Below are 16094 nucleotides of genomic sequence, written 5' to 3' on the forward strand. Positions count from 1 at the left end.
GAGTGATTCAATCACCACCCTGCGCTGGATGCTGCACCAAGGGATCATGGCAGCCTTATACAGCGCCTGGCGATGTTTGTGACACAGTAGTACTAAGAGGCCGCCCCGCGCAGCGCCGCCAGCGAGGCGGCCAGCCGCTCGCGGCCCTTGGCCTCCATCAGCGCCGCATTGCGCTCGGGGATCGCCTCGGGGTCGGGATAGTGGGCGAGGGCTCGCTCCAGGCCGGCCTCGCGGATCAGGTGCCACATCGGCCAGGGCGAGCGATTGGTGTAGTTGCGCGGGGCGTCCTCCGCCTCGCCGTCGAACTGGTAGTCCGGGTGGAAGCTCGCCAGCTGGTAGACCCCCTCGTAGCCCTGCTCCACCAGCAGCGCCTCGGCCATCCCCAGCGCGTCCAGGTAGTCGTCGAAGTCGGCCAGGCCCTCGCTCAGCACCAACAGCGTGGTCTCGGTCTCGGCGCACTCATCGAGATGCCAGCACTCCTCCATCAGCCGCATCAGCGCGGCGGCGGGATCGCTGGCGTCCACCTCCGTGTAGCGGATGCTGTCTCGGGCGACCTCGCGGCCGGCGAAGGGGCACACCTCGAGGCCGACCACGAAGGTCTCGACCCAGGCACGGGTGGCGTCGAGGGGGGTGACGGGCGAGGCGGTCATGGCGGGCATCCGAGAAAAGGGAATCGCTCATGGTCCGCCGCCCGGCCACGGAAGGCAAGCGACGCCCCCAGAAGAGCGGCTCAGCGCCGCTTCTGGTCCCGCCGGGACGCCAGCCGATCGGCCAGCCGGGTGGGTTCCGGCAGCTTGGTCTTGCCCAGGCAGGCCACCACCCAGCCCACCGCGGTCTCCAGGCACAGCCGATGCCCCGGCGAGACGTATACCGGCTTGACGCCCTCACGGGAGCGCAGCACCGCGCCGATGACCTCCTCGCCCTCGGGCCCATGATCGACAAGCGGCGCCCAGTCGCCACGCTCGGCCCCGGGCTCGTCGTGGCGGCCCACCAGCCGCGTCTTGGCCACGCCGATGGTCGGCAGGTCGAGCCACAGCCCCAGGTGGCTGGCCACGCCCAGCCGGCGCGGATGGGCGATGCCCTGGCCGTCGACCATCGCCAGCTGCGGCCGGGTCGAGAGCTTGTCGAAGGCGGCCAGCGCCGCGGGTACCTCGCGAAACGACAGCAGCCCCGGGATATAGGGCATGCGCGTCGGCTCGCGGTGCACCGCCTGCTCCACCACCTCGAAGGCGCCGTCGGCCGCCGGCGGCCAGGCCAGTACCACCACGGCGGCGCGGGTGATCTCGCCATCCTGCTCGAAGCCGATATCCACCCCGGCGATGCGGCTCACCGGGTCCAGGCGGTCGCCCCGCTCGACCCGCCCGGCCAGGCGCCGCTGCAGGGCGACGGCCTCGGCGGGGGCGAGGCCCCAGTCGTGCAATGGCGTCGATGACATCACGGGCTCCCTGAATCATGGGGGTGGCTCGGGTTAGACTAGAGCCTTTGCCGTGTGATGGAACACCGGGGAGCCGATGCTGAGACTGATCCACACCGCCGACTGGCACCTGGGCCAGAGCTTTCACGGCCAGGAGCGCCACGCCGAGCACCGCGCCTTCCTGACCTGGCTGCTGGATACCCTGGTCGAACGCCGAGCCGACGCCCTGCTGGTGGCCGGCGACCTCTTCGACGTGGTCAATCCCTCCCTGCAGGCCCAGGCCCTGCTCTATGACTTCATCGTCGAGGCCCACGAGCGCCTGCCTCGCCTGGACCTGGTGCTGATCGCCGGCAACCACGACAGCGGCAACCGCATCGAGCTGCCGGCCCCGCTGATGCAGCGGCTGCGCACCCACGCCCTGGGCCGAGTCTCCTGGACCGAGGCCGGCGAACTCGACGCCGAGCGCCTGCTGGTGCCGCTGACCGACGCGTCCGGCGAGACGCGCGCCTGGTGCCTGGCGCTGCCCTTCCTGCGGCCGGCCGAGGTCACCGGTCGGGGGGGCGACGAGGCCGACGGGCCCGGCAACGCCTATGTGGCCGGCATCGGCCGCGTCCACGAGCAGCTGATCGCGGCCGCCCGGGCGCGCCGCGCCCCCGGCCAGGCCCTGGTGGCCATGAGCCATGCCCACCTGCGCGGCGCCGCCGTCTCCGAGGCCAGCGAACGCCCCATCGTCATCGGCGGCGAGGAATCGATCTCGGCGGCCCTGTTTCCCGAGGACATCGCCTATGTGGCGCTCGGTCACCTGCACCGCGCCCAACGGGTCGGGGAGGCGCGCATCCGCTACAGCGGCAGCCCCCTGCCCCTGGACTTCAGCGAGGTGGCCTACCCCCACCAGGTGCTCGAGGTGACCCTGGAGGGCGAGGCGCTGGCCGACGTCGAGGCGCTGCCCGTGCCCCGCCCGGTGGCCATGCACCGCCTCGGCCCCGCCTCCCTCGACGCAGTGCTGGCCGAGCTCGAGGCCCTGAAGGATGATCCGGCTCTCGCCAGGGAGCGCTGGCCATGGCTGGAGCTGCGGGTCGAGCTCGACGCCCCCATGCCCGACCTGCGCGCCCGGGTGGACGCGGCCCTCGAGGGCAAGGCACTGCGCCTGCTGCGCCTCGAGCGCCGCCTGCCCCGGGTCGAGGCCGAAGACGGCCCCGAGCGCATCGACCTGGAGACCCTCGGTCCCCGCCGACTCTTCGAGCGCACCTGGCAGGCGCGCTGGGGCGAACCGCCGAGCGAGGACGTGCTCACCGACTTCGACCGGCTACGTCAGGACGTGCTGGATGACGACGGGGAGGAGCCAGCATGAAGATCCTCGCCCTGCGCCTGGCCAACCTGGCCTCCCTGCCCGGTCCGCTGGCGCTCGACTTCACCTCCCCGCCGCTCAGTGACGCCGGGCTGTTCGCCATCACCGGCCCCACCGGCGCCGGCAAGAGCACCCTGCTCGACGCCCTGTGCCTGGCGCTCTACGGCGGCACCCCACGGCTGCGCCAGGCGCCCGGCCGCGAGGCGCCGCTGCCCGACGTGGGCAGCGAGACGCTCAACACCGCCGACCCGCGCACCCTGCTGCGCCGCGGCACGGCGAGCGGCTACGCCGAGGTCGATTTCCTGGGCCGCGACGGCCGCCGCTACCGGGCCCGCTGGGCGGTGCGCCGCGCCCGCGAGAAGGCCGCCGGGCGCCTGCAGGCCACCGAGCAGTCGCTGCGTGATCTGGACGACGACCGCCTGCTGACCACCCAGAAGCGCGAGTTCGACCGCCTGCTGCCCGAGCGCCTGGGGCTGACCTTCGAGCAGTTCACCCGCGCCGTGCTGCTGGCCCAGAGCGAGTTCGCCGCCTTCCTCAAGGCCGACGACAACGAGCGCAGCGACCTGCTGGAGCGGCTGACCGGCACCACCGAATACTCCGCCATCTCGATGGCCGCCTACCGCCGCGCCAGCGAGGCCCGAAAGGCCGTCGAGAAGGTCGAGGCCCGGCTCGCCGACGACCTGCCCGCCGAGCCCGAGGCCCGCGCCGAACTCGAGCGCCGGGCCGAGGCCACCCAGGGCGAGCTCGACGCCGTGCAGCGCGACGCCAAGCGCCTCGAGACACGCGAGCGGTGGCACACGACCGACGAACGGCTGCGGAGCGCCCATGCCGAGGGAGACCAGCGCCGGCGGGACACCGAGGCCCGCTGGCAGGCACTGGCCCCCGCCCGAGAGGACCTGGCGTGGCGCCGGGCGATCCTGCCCCAGCGCCATCGGCTCACGCGCCAGGCCGACCTGCCCGGCGAGCTCGATGCCCTGGCGGCGACCCACGCCGAGACGCAGCGAGCGCTCACCGATGCCGACAGCGCGCGCGAGCAGGCCCGGCAGGCCAGCGAGGCCGCCGAGCGGACACTCAACGAGGCCGTCGAGGCGCGCCGCCAGGCCGAAGCGCCCCTGCGCGAGGCCCGCGAGCGGACCCAGACGCTCGCCGCCCGGGACAAACAGCTGGCGGAACTCGAGGCCACGCAGGTCCAGCACCGCCGACGCGCCGACGAACTCGCCGAGCAGCGCCGACGGACGGATAGCGAACACCGCCAGCGGCGCGAACGGCGCGACCGGTGGCACGCCACCCTGAAGCGGCTGATCGGCGATCACGACGGCCTGGAGAGCGCCCGCCAGGCGACCCGACAGGCCCATGACCGGGCCGCTCGCCGCCAGCTGCAGCTCGGCGAGCTGCACAGCCGCTGGCAGGAGGCATGCCATGCCGACCAGGCCCACCAGGCGTTGACGACACGCCTGGCGGAGGCCGACCAACGCCTCGAGACGCTGGTCGAGCAGGGCCGGGTCGCCCGGCGACGCCTCGACGACCGCGAGCGCCACCACCAGAGCGTGCAGGCCGTCGTCGAACGCAGCCGCGCCGTGCGCAGCGAGAGCGTCGTCAGGCTGCGCAAGGGCCTCGTGGACGGCGAGCCCTGCCCGGTGTGCGGCGGCCTCGAGCACCCCTGGCGCCACCGGCCGCCGGCCACGCCCGAGGCCGTCCAGCTCGACGCCCAGCAGGCGGAGGAGGAGCGCCAGCTCACCGAGGCCCGGCAATGGCGGGACCAGGCCCAGCGACAGCGCGACGAGCTCGAGGGAGAATACCGCGCCCTGAAGGCGTCGGTGACCCAGCAGCGCACGGACCTCGCCACCGCCGAACGACGCCGGGCCGAGGCGAACCAGGCCCTCGGCGAGCATCCGCTGCACGAAGAGCTTTCCGCCATCGCCGCCACCGAGCGCGAGGCCTGGCTGGCCCACCAGCGTCAATCCGTCGAGGCACAGCGGGCGCAACACCAGCGGGTCCTCGACGAGATCGCCCGCGCCGAGGCCGAACTGGCCCCCCTGGAGAAAGCACTGCAACAGGACGAGGTCGAGATCGCCAGACTCGACACCCAGCACGCCGATCTCGACCGGGAACGGGCCACGCTGGCCGAGCGGATTCCGCCCCTGCGCCGCGAGCGCGACGCCGTGGCGAGCGAACTCCGGAGCCTGCTCGGCGAGCATGCCTCGCCGGACGATTGGCAGAGCCACCTCGACGCTCGCCAGGACGCCGCCCGCCAGGCCCGGGACGGGGCGCTGGCCCGCTTCCACGAGGCCCAGCAGCACCGCCAGCGGCTCGCCCAGCAGGCGACCCACGAGCACGAGCGGCGCGAGGCGCTGCGCCGGGAGCGCGACACCCTGGAGAGCGAGCTGGCGGAATGGCGCGCGGCGCATCCCGAGCTGACGGACGCCCGGCTCGCCCGGCTGCTGGCCCAGCCGGACGACGAGGCCGAGCGCCAGGAGCGGCAGCTGGAGGAGGCCGAGCAGGCCCACCAGCAGGCCGCCGCCAGCCTGGAGGAGCGTCGCCGGGCGCTGATCGCCCACCGCCGCGACCAGGCCCTGGCCACGGACGCTAGAGGCGAGCAGGACGACGCCCACGACGAGGCATGGCTCGGCGAGGCCATGGAGGCCGAGATCGCCCGCCGCCGGGAGGCCCTGGTCGGCGAGCGCGAGGCCCTCGCCCCGCGGCTGGAGACCGCCCAGCAACGACGCGACGAGGCCGTCCATGCCCTGCGCGACGACGACCGCCGGCGCGAGCGCCAGCGGGACGCCCAGGCCGAGCTCGAGGCGGCGCGGGCCGAATATTGCCGCTGGGGCCGGATCAGCGAGCTGATCGGCTCCGCCGACGGCAAGGCGTTCCGGCGCATCGCCCAGGCCTACAACCTGGAACAGCTGCTGGAGCACGCCAACGCCCACCTGGCCGGGCTCAGCCGCCGCTACCGGCTGGTGCGCGGCGGCAGCGAGCTGGGCCTGTTGGTGGAGGATAACGACATGGGCGACGAGCGTCGCTCGGTGCATTCGCTCTCCGGCGGCGAGACCTTCCTGGTCTCGCTGGCCCTGGCGCTGGGGCTCGCCTCCATGGCGTCGGGCGAGCTCACCATCGAGTCGCTGTTCATCGACGAGGGCTTCGGCAGCCTCGACCCGCAGTCCCTGGCGCTGGCCATGGAGGCGCTCGACGGCCTGCAGGCGCTGGGCCGCCGAGTCGGGGTGATCTCCCACGTCCAGGAGATGCACGAGCGCATCCCGGTGCAGATCCGGGTCGAGCCGCTGGGCAACGGCACCAGCCGGGCGAGGCTGGTCAGTGCTTGAGACACGCCCCACACCGCAGGCGGTGCCCCCATCGAACGCCGTACCGGCCGGGAGTGCCGGAGATGGCGAAACAGGAGACGAGGATGTCAGATAGCCGAGAGGCGATGCGAAGCCTGTTGATCACCGGCTGCTCGAGCGGCATCGGCCATGCCGCGGCCCATGCCCTGGCGGCGCGCGGCTGGCGGGTCTTCGCCACGGCGCGCTCCGAGGCGGACATCGCCCGGCTGCGCGAGGAAGGCCTGGAGGCCCTGCCGCTGGACCTCGCCGACAGCGCCTCGATCGAGGCCGCGGTGGAGGAAGTGCGGGAACGCACCGGGGGGCGGCTGACGGCGCTGTTCAACAACGGCGCCTACGGCCAGCCCGGCGCGGTGGAGGACCTGTCGCGGGCGGTGCTGCGGGAGCAGCTGGAAACCAACCTGCTGGGCACCCACGAGCTCACCACCCGGGTGCTGCCGATGATGCGTGCCCAGGGCCACGGCCGCATCGTGCAGAACAGCTCGGTACTGGGCTTCGCCGCCCTGCCCTATCGCGGCGCCTACGTCTGCTCCAAGTTCGCCCTCGAGGGCCTCACCGACACCCTGCGCCAGGAGCTCCAGGGCAGCGGCATCCACGTCAGCCTGATCCAGCCCGGCCCCATCACCAGCCGCTTCCGCGAGAACGCCTACCGCGCCTTCAGGGCGAATATCGACACCACCCACAGCGCCCATGCCGACACCTACCGGAAGGTGGAGGCCCGCCTGGCCAGCACGGAGGACAAGGCGCCCTTCACGCTGGGCCCCGACGCCGTGGTGGAAAAGCTGATCCACGCCCTGGAGAGCAAGCGCCCGCGGCCCCGCTACGCCGTGACGTTGCCCACCCACCTGTTCGCGGCGCTCAAACGGGTGCTCAGCACCCGGGGCATGGACCGGGTGCTGCTGCGTTCGACCCGGGACGAGCGGGAGTGAGCGCCTCCACAACGATCCCGGCCCGGCTCTCGCCGGATGCCATGGCCCCGCTCGGCGACCACCAGCAGGCCCAGACACCCGCGATGCCGGCGTCACGCGACGGCGCATGTCACTTCAGCGCGGCCCTGCCGAGGGTGTTCTCGTCGGTGCCGAACCAGATGGCGTCACGCGCCGGGTCGTACACCATGTGGCGCACGGTGCCACCCCCGCTGGGGATCTCGAAGGCCTCGGTCCAGGTTTCCTCCCGGGTATCGAAGGCGACGAAGCGGTTGGGCCGGACACCGGTTTCCACTATCCAGAAGCGGTCCTCGCCGTCCATGACCACGGCGTAGGGCAGCGACCGCGCCCCCGAGGGCGCCGGCCACTCCTTCACTTCCCCGCTGTCCGGATCATAGCGGCCGATATGGCCGGTCGCGTAATCGCCATACCAGACGCCGCCGTCGGAGGCGACGTCCAGCCGCCGCGGCCGGGCCTCCGCACGCGGCAGGTCGATCTCCTGCACCTCGCCGCCCTTCACCGTCGCCAGCCGGTGAGTGCCGAACAGGGCGATCCAGGGCTGGTCGTCGTGCACCACGATGCCATAGGGACGCGCCCACGCCCGGGAGACCTCGTGCATGGTGAAAGCACGGCGTCGGGGATCGAAGTGGCCGATGCGGTTGCCGCCCTGTTCGGTGAACCAGAGGTTGTCGTCCCCGTCGAAGGCCATGCTGTGCACATCCCGGCGACCATCGCCGGGCGGCACGAATGTCTCGATCGCGCCACTGGCCGGATCCAGCAAGCCGATGTGTGCCGCCCGGTTGCCGGCGTACCAGACCCCCTGCTCATTGGTGATCACCGTGTGCGGCCCGGTGCCGTCTTCCAGGGGGAAGCGCTCGAACTCGCCGCTCTCGGGCGTGAACCGCCCGACATAGTGGGTCTGCTGGCCGACGAACCAGACCCGGCCCTCGGCATCCACCCAGGGATCCCGAGCGCGCCCGCCGTCGAAGGGCACGTCCCACTCCGTGATCTCGAGCCGGACGCCCTCGTCACCGTCTGCCGACAGTGCCACGGCGCCCCCCACGTACAAGGCGGCCAGCATCAGCCCTGACAGGGTCACCGCTTTGAACATCTCGGCCTCCCTCGAGCCCGGCCCTTCCCGCGGGCAAGGGCTCGATGCCATTCCCCCCCAGAAGCATCGACCGGCCGGTCGAGAAACACCACCAGCACGACGCACACCGGCTCGATCGGCGATCGTCTCTACGCCGCCCTGCCCCCTCTCAGGCCGGGAAGGCCTCGTTCAGCCACGTGATGAAGTTGCGTTTTTGCTTGAACTCGGTGCGCAGCTGCATCAGCGCCTGCTCGAATGCCTGGCGCTGCGCCGAGGTGTCCAGCGTGTCCCGCAGCTCCTCCAGCAAGGCGATGCCGTCGCGATAGCCCTGGTTGTTGGTCTGGCGAACCATATGGCGTACCAGGCGCAGGTACAACGGCAGGCTCTCGTCGGGGTCCTTCAGCACCTGCGCCAATTGGAGCAGCAGCCAGAACGACACCGCCCGCTCGGCGCACAGCGCCTGGGCCTCGGCCAGGCGCCCCTCGAACAGATGGATTTCCAGCAAGCTGTCTGCCGTCCGCGGTGCCCACCCGAAGGATGACTCCGAGGATTGATCGAGCCGGTCCACCAGCCAGTCGCGGGCCCGCTGGCGATAATCGACGGCCAGGCCATGCTCGGAGGCCTTGGCCACCAGCTGGCGATAATCCTCCAGACGCTGCGTGTGCCGGTAGATGTCCCATTGCAGCGCCGCCGCGGCTTCCGCCTCGCCACGCTGCAGCTGCAGGCGCACCTCGAGGCGCTGCCGTTCAATCTGCTGATGGGGATGCTGGTCGGACGCCGCCTTCTTCGCTCGCGTCAGCCACGGCTCCACCTGATCCCAGGCCTCATGCGCGATGCACAGCTCGGCGGCATCCAGGCAGTCCCGCTCGTTGCTGGCGGTCTTCCGGTACAGCGCCAGCATGGCCGGCAAGTCGCCGGCGGCCTCGGCATGCTTGAACAAGGGGTCGCGCAGGCGAATGTAGCGATACTGCTCCGACCACCCCGCCTTTGCCGGCAGCTCCGGCAAGGCGTCCCAGGCCCGCTGCAGGCGGGCATGATAGGCCGCCATGCCCGCCTCGCCCAGCGCCTCCTCATAGGCATCGGGGATCTCGGGGTACAGGTCCTCGCCGCCACCAAATGCCTTGTCATAGAGATACGCTGCCAGCTTGTCGGGTGACCAGTCGAGCCGCGTCACGGTCTGGACATGCAGCGTCTGCAGGGTCGCCTCGCAATGGAAACGAAAGCCGCCGGAATCGTCGATGGTCTCCAGCGCCCGAGCCATGCGTGACAGCGCATAGTCCACCAGCGTCAGGCACTTGTCCGCGGGCAGTTGCGGCGCCTGCTCGGCGAGCTGGTCGACGACGGCCTCCGCCCTGGCGAAGTAGGCCCTCACCTGGCCGTAACGGTAAAGATCGCGGTTGATGGGAAACGCCGCCGTGATGCGCTTCTTCAGCGCCTTGTGATCCAGCACGCCGAGCACCGCATCGGCCCGCAGTGACCACTGCTGGCGCAGCACCGGGTCATTCTCGATCAGTGACTGGAGCGCCTCGACCAGCGACGGCTTGTCCATCTGCTGCAGGTAGGCGCGAATCCGCTCCGCTGCATCGCCCTCCGTCAGCCGCGTCTGCTCGGCCTGATCCGCGCGGTACGCCAGGGCGGTCGCCACGCAATGCTTGCAGAAGTCGATGCCCTCCGAGGCCGGGCAATCGCAGCCGCCATCCAGGCCCCGCTTGCTCAGTTTCAGCACCACGCGATAGCGCTCGCTGCCCTCCACATCGGCGGTGATGGTGGCGCCTTTCCTGTTCCAGCCGACCACCATGCCCTCGCGGTAATACTCCACGCCGCGTCCGAAGGCGGCCTCGCCGGCGAGCATGGCCAGCTGCCGGTCGGAAAGGAGTGCCGCCTCATCCTGCGTTGCTGCCATTCTTGAAGCCCTTCCAGCGCCTGACTGCCTGAGAATCAAGCAGCCAATGCTACGCCGCACCGCCGCGGGGCGCCAAGCATCGCAACACGCCAGCGACTCCGTCAGTGACTTTCAAGGACCCGTCCCCGATTTCCGCTGATGTCCGGGCTCAAGGCGGCGCCACGCAACCGGCCGGGCCGGTATCGCCGGGCAATTCGCGAATCCTGAACCGCAGGTCATGGCGCCGGTAGTCGGTATCGAAGGCCTGGACCTCGAACACGGTGGCGTGGCGCATGCTGACCAGTCGCGGCGCCGAGTGGTGCACGAAGCGCTCGCCGTCCAGCGTCAGTTGCAGGCGCGGCAGAGTATCCTCGCCATACTCCAGGCGCAGCGACTCGATTCGCCAGGCCAGCGGCGCATCCTCGGCACAGCTCGCCAGGTCCACGGGAACACCCGGCGTGAGTTCGACGCGCTGCCGCTCCAGCTCCCCGCCCTGCGCATCGCTCACCACCAGCCGATAGGTGCGCGGCCCCATGGCCGACGTGCCCTCCTCGGGAAGCGCCGCCAGCAGCGCGGCGCGTGCGGGCTCGACCGGCCTCAGCGGGGGCTGGTACGGCAGCTCGTCCCCGGGGCCGGGGCGATAGACGAAGCGCAGCGAGAGCAGCCGCTCGCTGGATGTATCGAGCCCCGGCACCGTCCCCGACATGGCGGTCACCGCGCCGGGCTCCCAGGCCAGCTTGGCGTGCCGCCCCTGCGGGGTGCGCAGGAAGAGGGTGCCCGGGGTGTCGTCCAGCACCAGGCGTGACGCCGCGGGCGGCTCGGGCGATGCATCCAGATAGCGCAGCAGATGATCCCAGGAGGGCGTGGCGATGCCTTGGGCAGCGGCCGGCACGAAGTGGAGCCCTCCCCCCTCGGGCACCGCCAGTATGGCCTCGAGGGGCTCGCGACTCAGAGCGAGGGGATAGAGATCGACCCGCGCCGGGTCGCGAGCCGGGGCGTGATCGAGGAACGACCAGCCGAAGGGCTCGCCCGCCTCATCCCAGCCCAGATAGGCGGTGCCGCCGGGCAGCCGCTCGGCGTGGTCGGCCACCGTCTGCAGGCGCAGGTCCGCCCCCGGCGGCACATGGCCCACCGCCAGGGAGTGAAAGCCCTCGGCCTCCGCCGTGAGCCGGCCGCCACCGCTGCCCACCAGCCAGACCGGGCCGGGCATGGGCACGCGGAAGCGCCCCTCGGCGTCGGTGGTCGAGGTGACCACATAGCCCTTGTCCCAGATCAATTGCCCATCATGCTCGCTGCGCCCCCAGCCCTGGCGGCGCACGGTGATGGTGGCGCCGGCCACCGGCACATCGCCGTGATACTCGACCAGTTGGCCCGTCACCGCCGCCGGCGACAGCCACCACAGTGCCAGCCACACCAGCAACGCCAACCCGGCCAGGGAGGCGACCAGCCCCACGACGAGGCGACGGAAACCCACGGCGCTGCCCATCAGGGCGCCTCTGCGTGCGGCACGCCGCGCAGGAACTCGGCAGCCGCCACGGCCGCTCCCGGATGCCGCGATACCAGCACGTTATTCTCGGGCTCCAGGGGAATATGGAGCACCGCCTCCAGCAGCCTCTCGCCCCGGAAGGTCACGGTCAGACGTTCGCCCTGGTGAGTGGAGAGCAGCCGCCGGAAGGCGCCGAAACAGCCCGGCGTCTCGGCCATGTCGAAGCGGAGATGCACGAGCCCAGCATCGCCCGCGGCGTGCTCGACCCGCTGGATGCAGGCCGGGGTCAACACGAAGCGCTCGCCGCCCATGGCGAAGTCCACGCCCGCCTCCTCGGCCTGGGCCATGGATGCCGACAGGATCAGCACAGCAAACAGCGGCCCGTACGACATGGCTCCCTCCCCTCCCCCAATGCACGCAGCATAGCAACGGGAGCCCTCAGCCTGACGACACCGCCACCCAAGCCCTGCAGGTCACCAGCTATACCGCCGTTCGCGCTCACCTGGCCAAGACCAAGCGACGGACCTGTGATTTCAGGCGCCGTTGATCATCACCCACGGCAAGGCAGATCCGGTCGCTGTTCCACATGCCTCTCATTACTCCGAGCCTCGAACCAATCCGCCGCGTAGGAGATGAACAGGAAGGCCGCCACGAGAATCACGCCGCCTATGCGCAACGCAGGAACTTCCGAGAGCACCAACGCCGCGGCGGTGCCGATCACAACGACGAAAAGGGCGATGCCCAGAAAGGACCGCCTGATAACGTGCATACCGGCATAGTGACGCTTTGGAAACCGTCGAGAAAACAGAAAGTTGCAAAAATATCAGTAGGGTACCGGTTGATAACGTGGCCGGTACCCTACAGGTTCCACCTCAGCCAGTATCAGCCGTCGTTGCCCAGCCGAAAGGCCACGAAGTAGGCCTGGCCGTCGCGGTTGAGGAGCACTGGGACCGCTTGATCGTCCGGCAGGTTAGCCAGCATCCCCTTCAGTTGCTCGGGACCCTCTACGGGTTGGTTGCCCAGGCGGACCAGGACATCCCCAGGAAGGATACCGGCAGCGGCGGCGTGGCCGGTCGGATCGACCTTGACGATGCGCACCCCGTGCTCGATACCGAGCCGGCGCTTCTCCATCTCGTTCAATGGCTGAACCGCGATGCCGAGTCGAACCGGGTCACCGTCGGCTTGACCGGGGCCAGCATTCGGCCACTCGCCAACCTCTACCGTGATGGTCTCTCGCTGGCCATCGCGCAATACGGAGAGCTCCACCTCTTCGCCAGGGGCCGTGTCACCGACCAGGCGTGGCAAAGTGGTGGAGTGGTCCACCTGCTGGCCGTTCACTTCGAGGATGACGTCACCGGCCTTGAGGCCGCCCTTGGCCGCGGGGCCACTGGAGTCAAGCTCGGCGATCAAGGCGCCCTTGGCCTGCTCCATGCCGAAGGATTCCGCCAAGTCCTCGGACACCGGCTGGATGCTGACGCCCAGCCAGCCACGGCTCACGTAGCCTTCTTCACGCAGCTGGTTGGCGACATCCATGGCCACATCGATAGGGATGGCAAAGGAGAGGCCCATGTAGCCGCCGCTGCGGGTCAGGATCTGGGAATTGATACCCACGACCTCGCCGTCGAGGTTGAACAGCGGTCCGCCCGAGTTGCCCGGGTTGATCGCCACGTCGGTCTGGATGAAGGGGACGTAGACGTCCTGAGGCAGGGTGCGATTGATGGCACTGATGATCCCAGACGTCACAGAGTGATCGAAGCCGAAAGGAGAACCGATGGCGGCGACCCATTGCCCGACCTTGAGGTCGGTGGACTTGCCCAGCTCCAGAGTGGGAAGGTTGTTCGCCTCGACCTTGAGGACCGCCACGTCGGTCTTCTCGTCGGCACCGACCAGTTCAGCCTCGAGTTCACGGCGGTCGTTGAGGCGCACCAGGATCTCGTCGGCATCCTTGACCACATGGGCGTTGGTCATGATGTAGCCGTCCTCATCGAAGATGAAGCCCGAGCCCAGTGACTGACGCTGCTCGTCACCGCGATTGGGACCACCGCCCGGGGGCATCGGGAAGCGGTCACCGAAGAAGTGGCGGAAAATGTCCGGCACCTCCTGTCCCCCGAACTGCCGGGAGGAGGTCATGGACCTCTCGACCTCGCGAGAGGTGGAGATGTTAACCACGGCCGGCGCTGCCTTGTCGACCAGTTCCGTGAAGTCTGGCAGTCTTGGCTCGGCGAGGGCTGGCGTTGCCACCATCAGCAATAGCACCAGGCTCGTCACCCAGGAGAGCGAATGGGGCTTGTGCATCTCGATTGGCTCCTGTTTTTCGGTTGCATGGAACTTGTCAGCGCTCTTGATACAGCGCTCACTTTCCAAAGTTCCTGATGCACAAGCCAACCCTGGTGTGTGATGGGTTCGGTCAGGCCGTCAGCACGGCGTTGCCCCATCAGCCATTGTGGACCACCAGCCCCAGCGGCAGCACGCTGGCCTCGAGGCGGTTGATGTAACGGGAGCCCTCGGCCTGATGGCACCACCACCCAAGCCCTGCAGGTCACCCGCTATATCGCCGTTCGCGCTCACCTGGCCAAGACCATGCGACGGGCCTGTGATTTCAGGCGCCATTGATCATCCCCCGCGGCAAGGCCCCGTCAGTGGCGATGCTCTCGCTGGGAGTCTACGAGGCGCTGTAGATCACGTAGCGGTATCACTCCTGATTGACCCATCAGGTCACTCTCCATGGTCGGCAACTCGCCACCGGCCTGCGGCCTTGGGCTCGGTCAGCAGGCCTTCATCGTAACGCTGCAACAGCAGGAAGGTCTGTGCATAGCGGGTGACGATATCGACGAGCCCCCGACCACGGGTGGTATCGAGCGCGGGGTTGCCGGTCGTCTTGCGCACCAGAGCCATGGCGGCTTCCAGCTCCCGGCCATTCTCCTCGAAGCGCTGGCGGTTCAGCGTCCAACCCTGAGTCAGATGCTCGCGCAGGATGCGCGTGGCCCATATCCGGAAGCGGGTCGCCCGTGCGGAGCTGACCCTATAGCCCACCGAGATCACCGCATCCAGGCTATAGTGTTTGCGCTTGCGTTTAACCTCTCGCTGCCCTTCCTGCTGAACTTGTAAGAAATCCTTACAAGTTGCCTCCTCCACCAGTTCGCCATCTGCGTAGACGTTCTTCAGGTGCATGGTGATGTTCTGAGGCTTGACGTCGAACAGTTCGGCCATCTGTGCCTGCGTCAACCAGACGGTATCCCGTTCGGCATCCAGTCGTACTTCAACGGGATGATCGCTCTGCTGGTAGATCCTCAGGGATGCCTGGCTATGGGTGCTCATGTCGTCGTCCCTGTCCCTGCCGTCTGCCGAAACCTGAGGCTTATGCCCTCTTGTTATGCAAGTGGGCAACTGCCCGTGGATGCATAGAGCTGTCATGCTACGCCGCGGCGCCTCGTGGCGCCAATCGCTGCCGGCTGCCAGAGCAAGCCCGCGCCGGCCATGTCGGCGCCTTATTGCAGTTTCAGCAGCCTGAGGGGGCGCGCCCAGGTGTCCCGACATGTCGATACCATCGACATATCCAGGGGACGTGTCGAAATAATCGCGATTTTTAAACATGTCGTGATGACATGTCGATGGGGTGGACATGACCGGTCGCCAGCGCGCGGCTCAAGCAAGCCTGAGTGGCGGTTCGGCCAGACCCCGGCAGCCGGGCAGGCGCTCGGCCAGCTCGATGGCGAAGACGCCGCCATCTGCCTCCTCCGGAGACGCCATGCCCTCCCGGGCCGTGGTGACATAGAGGGTGGAGAGGGTCGCGCCGCCGAACACCGGGCAGGAGGGCTGGCGCGCGGGCACCCTCACGTGGGCGATCTCGTTGCCCTCGGGGCTGAGCCGGGCCACGCGCCCGGCGCCCCACAGGGCGAGCCACAGGCAGGCGTCGCTATCCATCACGGCCCCGTCGGGGCCGCCCCCCGAATCGCGCAGGTCGGCCCAGGGCTCGGGCTCCGCGAAGGCGCCATCGCCGCCGCGCGCGGGAAAGCCCTGGTCGTCCAGTGCCCAGCGCATCACCCAGCCAGTCGCGGTGTCGCTGAAATAGGCATGGCGGCCGTCCGGCGAGAAGCACAGGGCGTTGGGGATGGTCAGCCCCCGGCGCAGCCGGGTGAGCTCGCCGCGGTGCAGGCGATAGAGGCTGCCGGCGCCCGCCTCGGCGCCGAGCCCCATGGTGGAGAGCCACAGGCTGCCGTGGGGGTCGACGCGGGCATCGTTGCTGCGGGTGACGGGGTCGTCGGCCTCGAAGGGCAGGAAGTCGCGGGTCTGGCCGGTCTGCGGGTCGAAGCGCGACAGGCGGTTCTCCGCCACCAGCAGGTAGTCGCCGTCGCGGGTCAGCGCCGCATAGGAGGTCCGGCGATCCAGCCGGGTGACGCGATGTTCACGGCCATCGCCGCGGGCACGGTGCAGCTCGCCGGCCAGGATATCCAGCCAGCGCAGCTCGCTGCGCTCGGCGTCCCAGCCGGGGCCCTCGCCCAGTTCGCAGCGACTGTCGATCAGCAGTTGCGCCTGGCCGAGGCACGGGCCGGGCGGCAAGGTCTGGTCGGATGGGGACTCGCTCATGCTCGGGTTCTCCTGTCGGGGCG

At 69.8% G+C, this 16094-nt stretch carries 12 protein-coding genes; 3 read left to right on the forward strand and 9 right to left on the reverse strand.

What is annotated here, in order from left to right:
• Window positions 1–92: 92 nt before the first annotated feature.
• Together FHR97_RS08505 and nfi are read right to left on the reverse strand one after the other, a co-directional pair.
• Window positions 93–650: a DUF1415 domain-containing protein gene (locus FHR97_RS08505; RefSeq protein ID WP_183383375.1), complete on the reverse strand. Its 558-nt coding sequence runs from the start codon at window positions 648–650 to the stop codon at window positions 93–95.
• Between the two features lie 80 nt (window positions 651–730).
• On the reverse strand, window positions 731–1435 hold the full coding sequence (nfi, locus tag FHR97_RS08510) for a deoxyribonuclease V (RefSeq protein ID WP_183383376.1): 705 nt from the start codon (window positions 1433–1435) through the stop codon (window positions 731–733).
• Between the two features lie 76 nt (window positions 1436–1511).
• Between nfi and FHR97_RS08515 the strand changes: the two genes are divergently transcribed.
• The 3 genes from FHR97_RS08515 to FHR97_RS08525 all read left to right on the forward strand — a co-directional run bounded on the left by FHR97_RS08515 (window position 1512) and on the right by FHR97_RS08525 (window position 7029).
• The gene (locus FHR97_RS08515) at window positions 1512–2765 is read left to right on the forward strand and encodes an exonuclease SbcCD subunit D (protein WP_183383377.1); all 1254 of its coding nucleotides are present in this window, start codon (window positions 1512–1514) and stop codon (window positions 2763–2765) included.
• Window positions 2762–6085 carry an AAA family ATPase gene (locus FHR97_RS08520; RefSeq protein WP_183383378.1) on the forward strand — a complete coding sequence of 1108 codons (3324 nt, stop codon included), beginning with the start codon at window positions 2762–2764 and terminating at the stop codon, window positions 6083–6085. The genes FHR97_RS08515 and FHR97_RS08520 overlap by 4 nt, the downstream gene beginning before the upstream one ends.
• 83 nt (window positions 6086–6168) lie before the next feature.
• Entirely contained in the window at window positions 6169–7029 is an 861-nt protein-coding gene (locus FHR97_RS08525; RefSeq protein WP_183383379.1) for an SDR family oxidoreductase, read from the forward strand.
• A 109-nt stretch (window positions 7030–7138) separates the two neighbouring features.
• On the opposite strand, the gene FHR97_RS08530 is transcribed toward FHR97_RS08525, so the two are convergent.
• The 7 genes from FHR97_RS08530 to FHR97_RS08560 all read right to left on the reverse strand — a co-directional run bounded on the left by FHR97_RS08530 (window position 7139) and on the right by FHR97_RS08560 (window position 16071).
• Complete coding sequence (locus FHR97_RS08530) at window positions 7139–8137, reverse strand: Vgb family protein (protein ID WP_183383380.1); 999 nt, start codon at window positions 8135–8137, stop codon at window positions 7139–7141.
• Window positions 8138–8285: 148 nt separating this feature from the next.
• Window positions 8286–10019 carry an SWIM zinc finger family protein gene (locus FHR97_RS08535; protein ID WP_183383381.1) on the reverse strand — a complete coding sequence of 578 codons (1734 nt, stop codon included), beginning with the start codon at window positions 10017–10019 and terminating at the stop codon, window positions 8286–8288.
• 148 nt (window positions 10020–10167) lie between these two features.
• A complete protein-coding gene (locus FHR97_RS08540) occupies window positions 10168–11484 on the reverse strand; it encodes a carboxypeptidase-like regulatory domain-containing protein (protein WP_183383382.1) in 1317 nt (438 codons plus the stop codon).
• The gene (locus FHR97_RS08545) at window positions 11484–11876 is read right to left on the reverse strand and encodes a hypothetical protein (RefSeq protein WP_183383383.1); all 393 of its coding nucleotides are present in this window, start codon (window positions 11874–11876) and stop codon (window positions 11484–11486) included. Before FHR97_RS08545 ends, FHR97_RS08540 begins: the two co-directional genes overlap by 1 nt.
• A 490-nt stretch (window positions 11877–12366) precedes the next feature.
• Entirely contained in the window at window positions 12367–13779 is a 1413-nt protein-coding gene (locus FHR97_RS08550; protein WP_183383384.1) for a DegQ family serine endoprotease, read from the reverse strand.
• 420 nt (window positions 13780–14199) lie between these two features.
• A complete protein-coding gene (locus tag FHR97_RS08555; RefSeq protein WP_221187740.1) occupies window positions 14200–14802 on the reverse strand; it encodes a virulence RhuM family protein in 603 nt (200 codons plus the stop codon).
• A gap of 327 nt (window positions 14803–15129) precedes the next feature.
• Complete coding sequence (locus FHR97_RS08560; protein ID WP_183383385.1) at window positions 15130–16071, reverse strand: SMP-30/gluconolactonase/LRE family protein; 942 nt, start codon at window positions 16069–16071, stop codon at window positions 15130–15132.
• Window positions 16072–16094 lie beyond the last annotated feature (23 nt).

Origin of the sequence: Halomonas stenophila (assembly GCF_014192275.1) — a bacterium.
Classification (GTDB): Bacteria; Pseudomonadota; Gammaproteobacteria; order Pseudomonadales; family Halomonadaceae; genus Halomonas; species Halomonas stenophila.

What these genes read in the sequence shown, in the direction of transcription:
- FHR97_RS08505 (WP_183383375.1), bottom strand. Translation starts at nt 650, where the DNA reads ATGACCGCCTCGCCCGTCACCCCCCTCGACGCCACCCGTGCCTGGGTC.
- nfi (WP_183383376.1), bottom strand. Translation starts at nt 1,435, where the DNA reads ATGTCATCGACGCCATTGCACGACTGGGGCCTCGCCCCCGCCGAGGCC.
- FHR97_RS08515 (WP_183383377.1), top strand. Translation starts at nt 1,512, where the DNA reads ATGCTGAGACTGATCCACACCGCCGACTGGCACCTGGGCCAGAGCTTT.
- FHR97_RS08520 (WP_183383378.1), top strand. Translation starts at nt 2,762, where the DNA reads ATGAAGATCCTCGCCCTGCGCCTGGCCAACCTGGCCTCCCTGCCCGGT.
- FHR97_RS08525 (WP_183383379.1), top strand. Translation starts at nt 6,169, where the DNA reads ATGTCAGATAGCCGAGAGGCGATGCGAAGCCTGTTGATCACCGGCTGC.
- FHR97_RS08530 (WP_183383380.1), bottom strand. Translation starts at nt 8,137, where the DNA reads ATGTTCAAAGCGGTGACCCTGTCAGGGCTGATGCTGGCCGCCTTGTAC.
- FHR97_RS08535 (WP_183383381.1), bottom strand. Translation starts at nt 10,019, where the DNA reads ATGGCAGCAACGCAGGATGAGGCGGCACTCCTTTCCGACCGGCAGCTG.
- FHR97_RS08540 (WP_183383382.1), bottom strand. Translation starts at nt 11,484, where the DNA reads ATGGGCAGCGCCGTGGGTTTCCGTCGCCTCGTCGTGGGGCTGGTCGCC.
- FHR97_RS08545 (WP_183383383.1), bottom strand. Translation starts at nt 11,876, where the DNA reads ATGTCGTACGGGCCGCTGTTTGCTGTGCTGATCCTGTCGGCATCCATG.
- FHR97_RS08550 (WP_183383384.1), bottom strand. Translation starts at nt 13,779, where the DNA reads ATGCACAAGCCCCATTCGCTCTCCTGGGTGACGAGCCTGGTGCTATTG.
- FHR97_RS08555 (WP_221187740.1), bottom strand. Translation starts at nt 14,802, where the DNA reads ATGAGCACCCATAGCCAGGCATCCCTGAGGATCTACCAGCAGAGCGAT.
- FHR97_RS08560 (WP_183383385.1), bottom strand. Translation starts at nt 16,071, where the DNA reads ATGAGCGAGTCCCCATCCGACCAGACCTTGCCGCCCGGCCCGTGCCTC.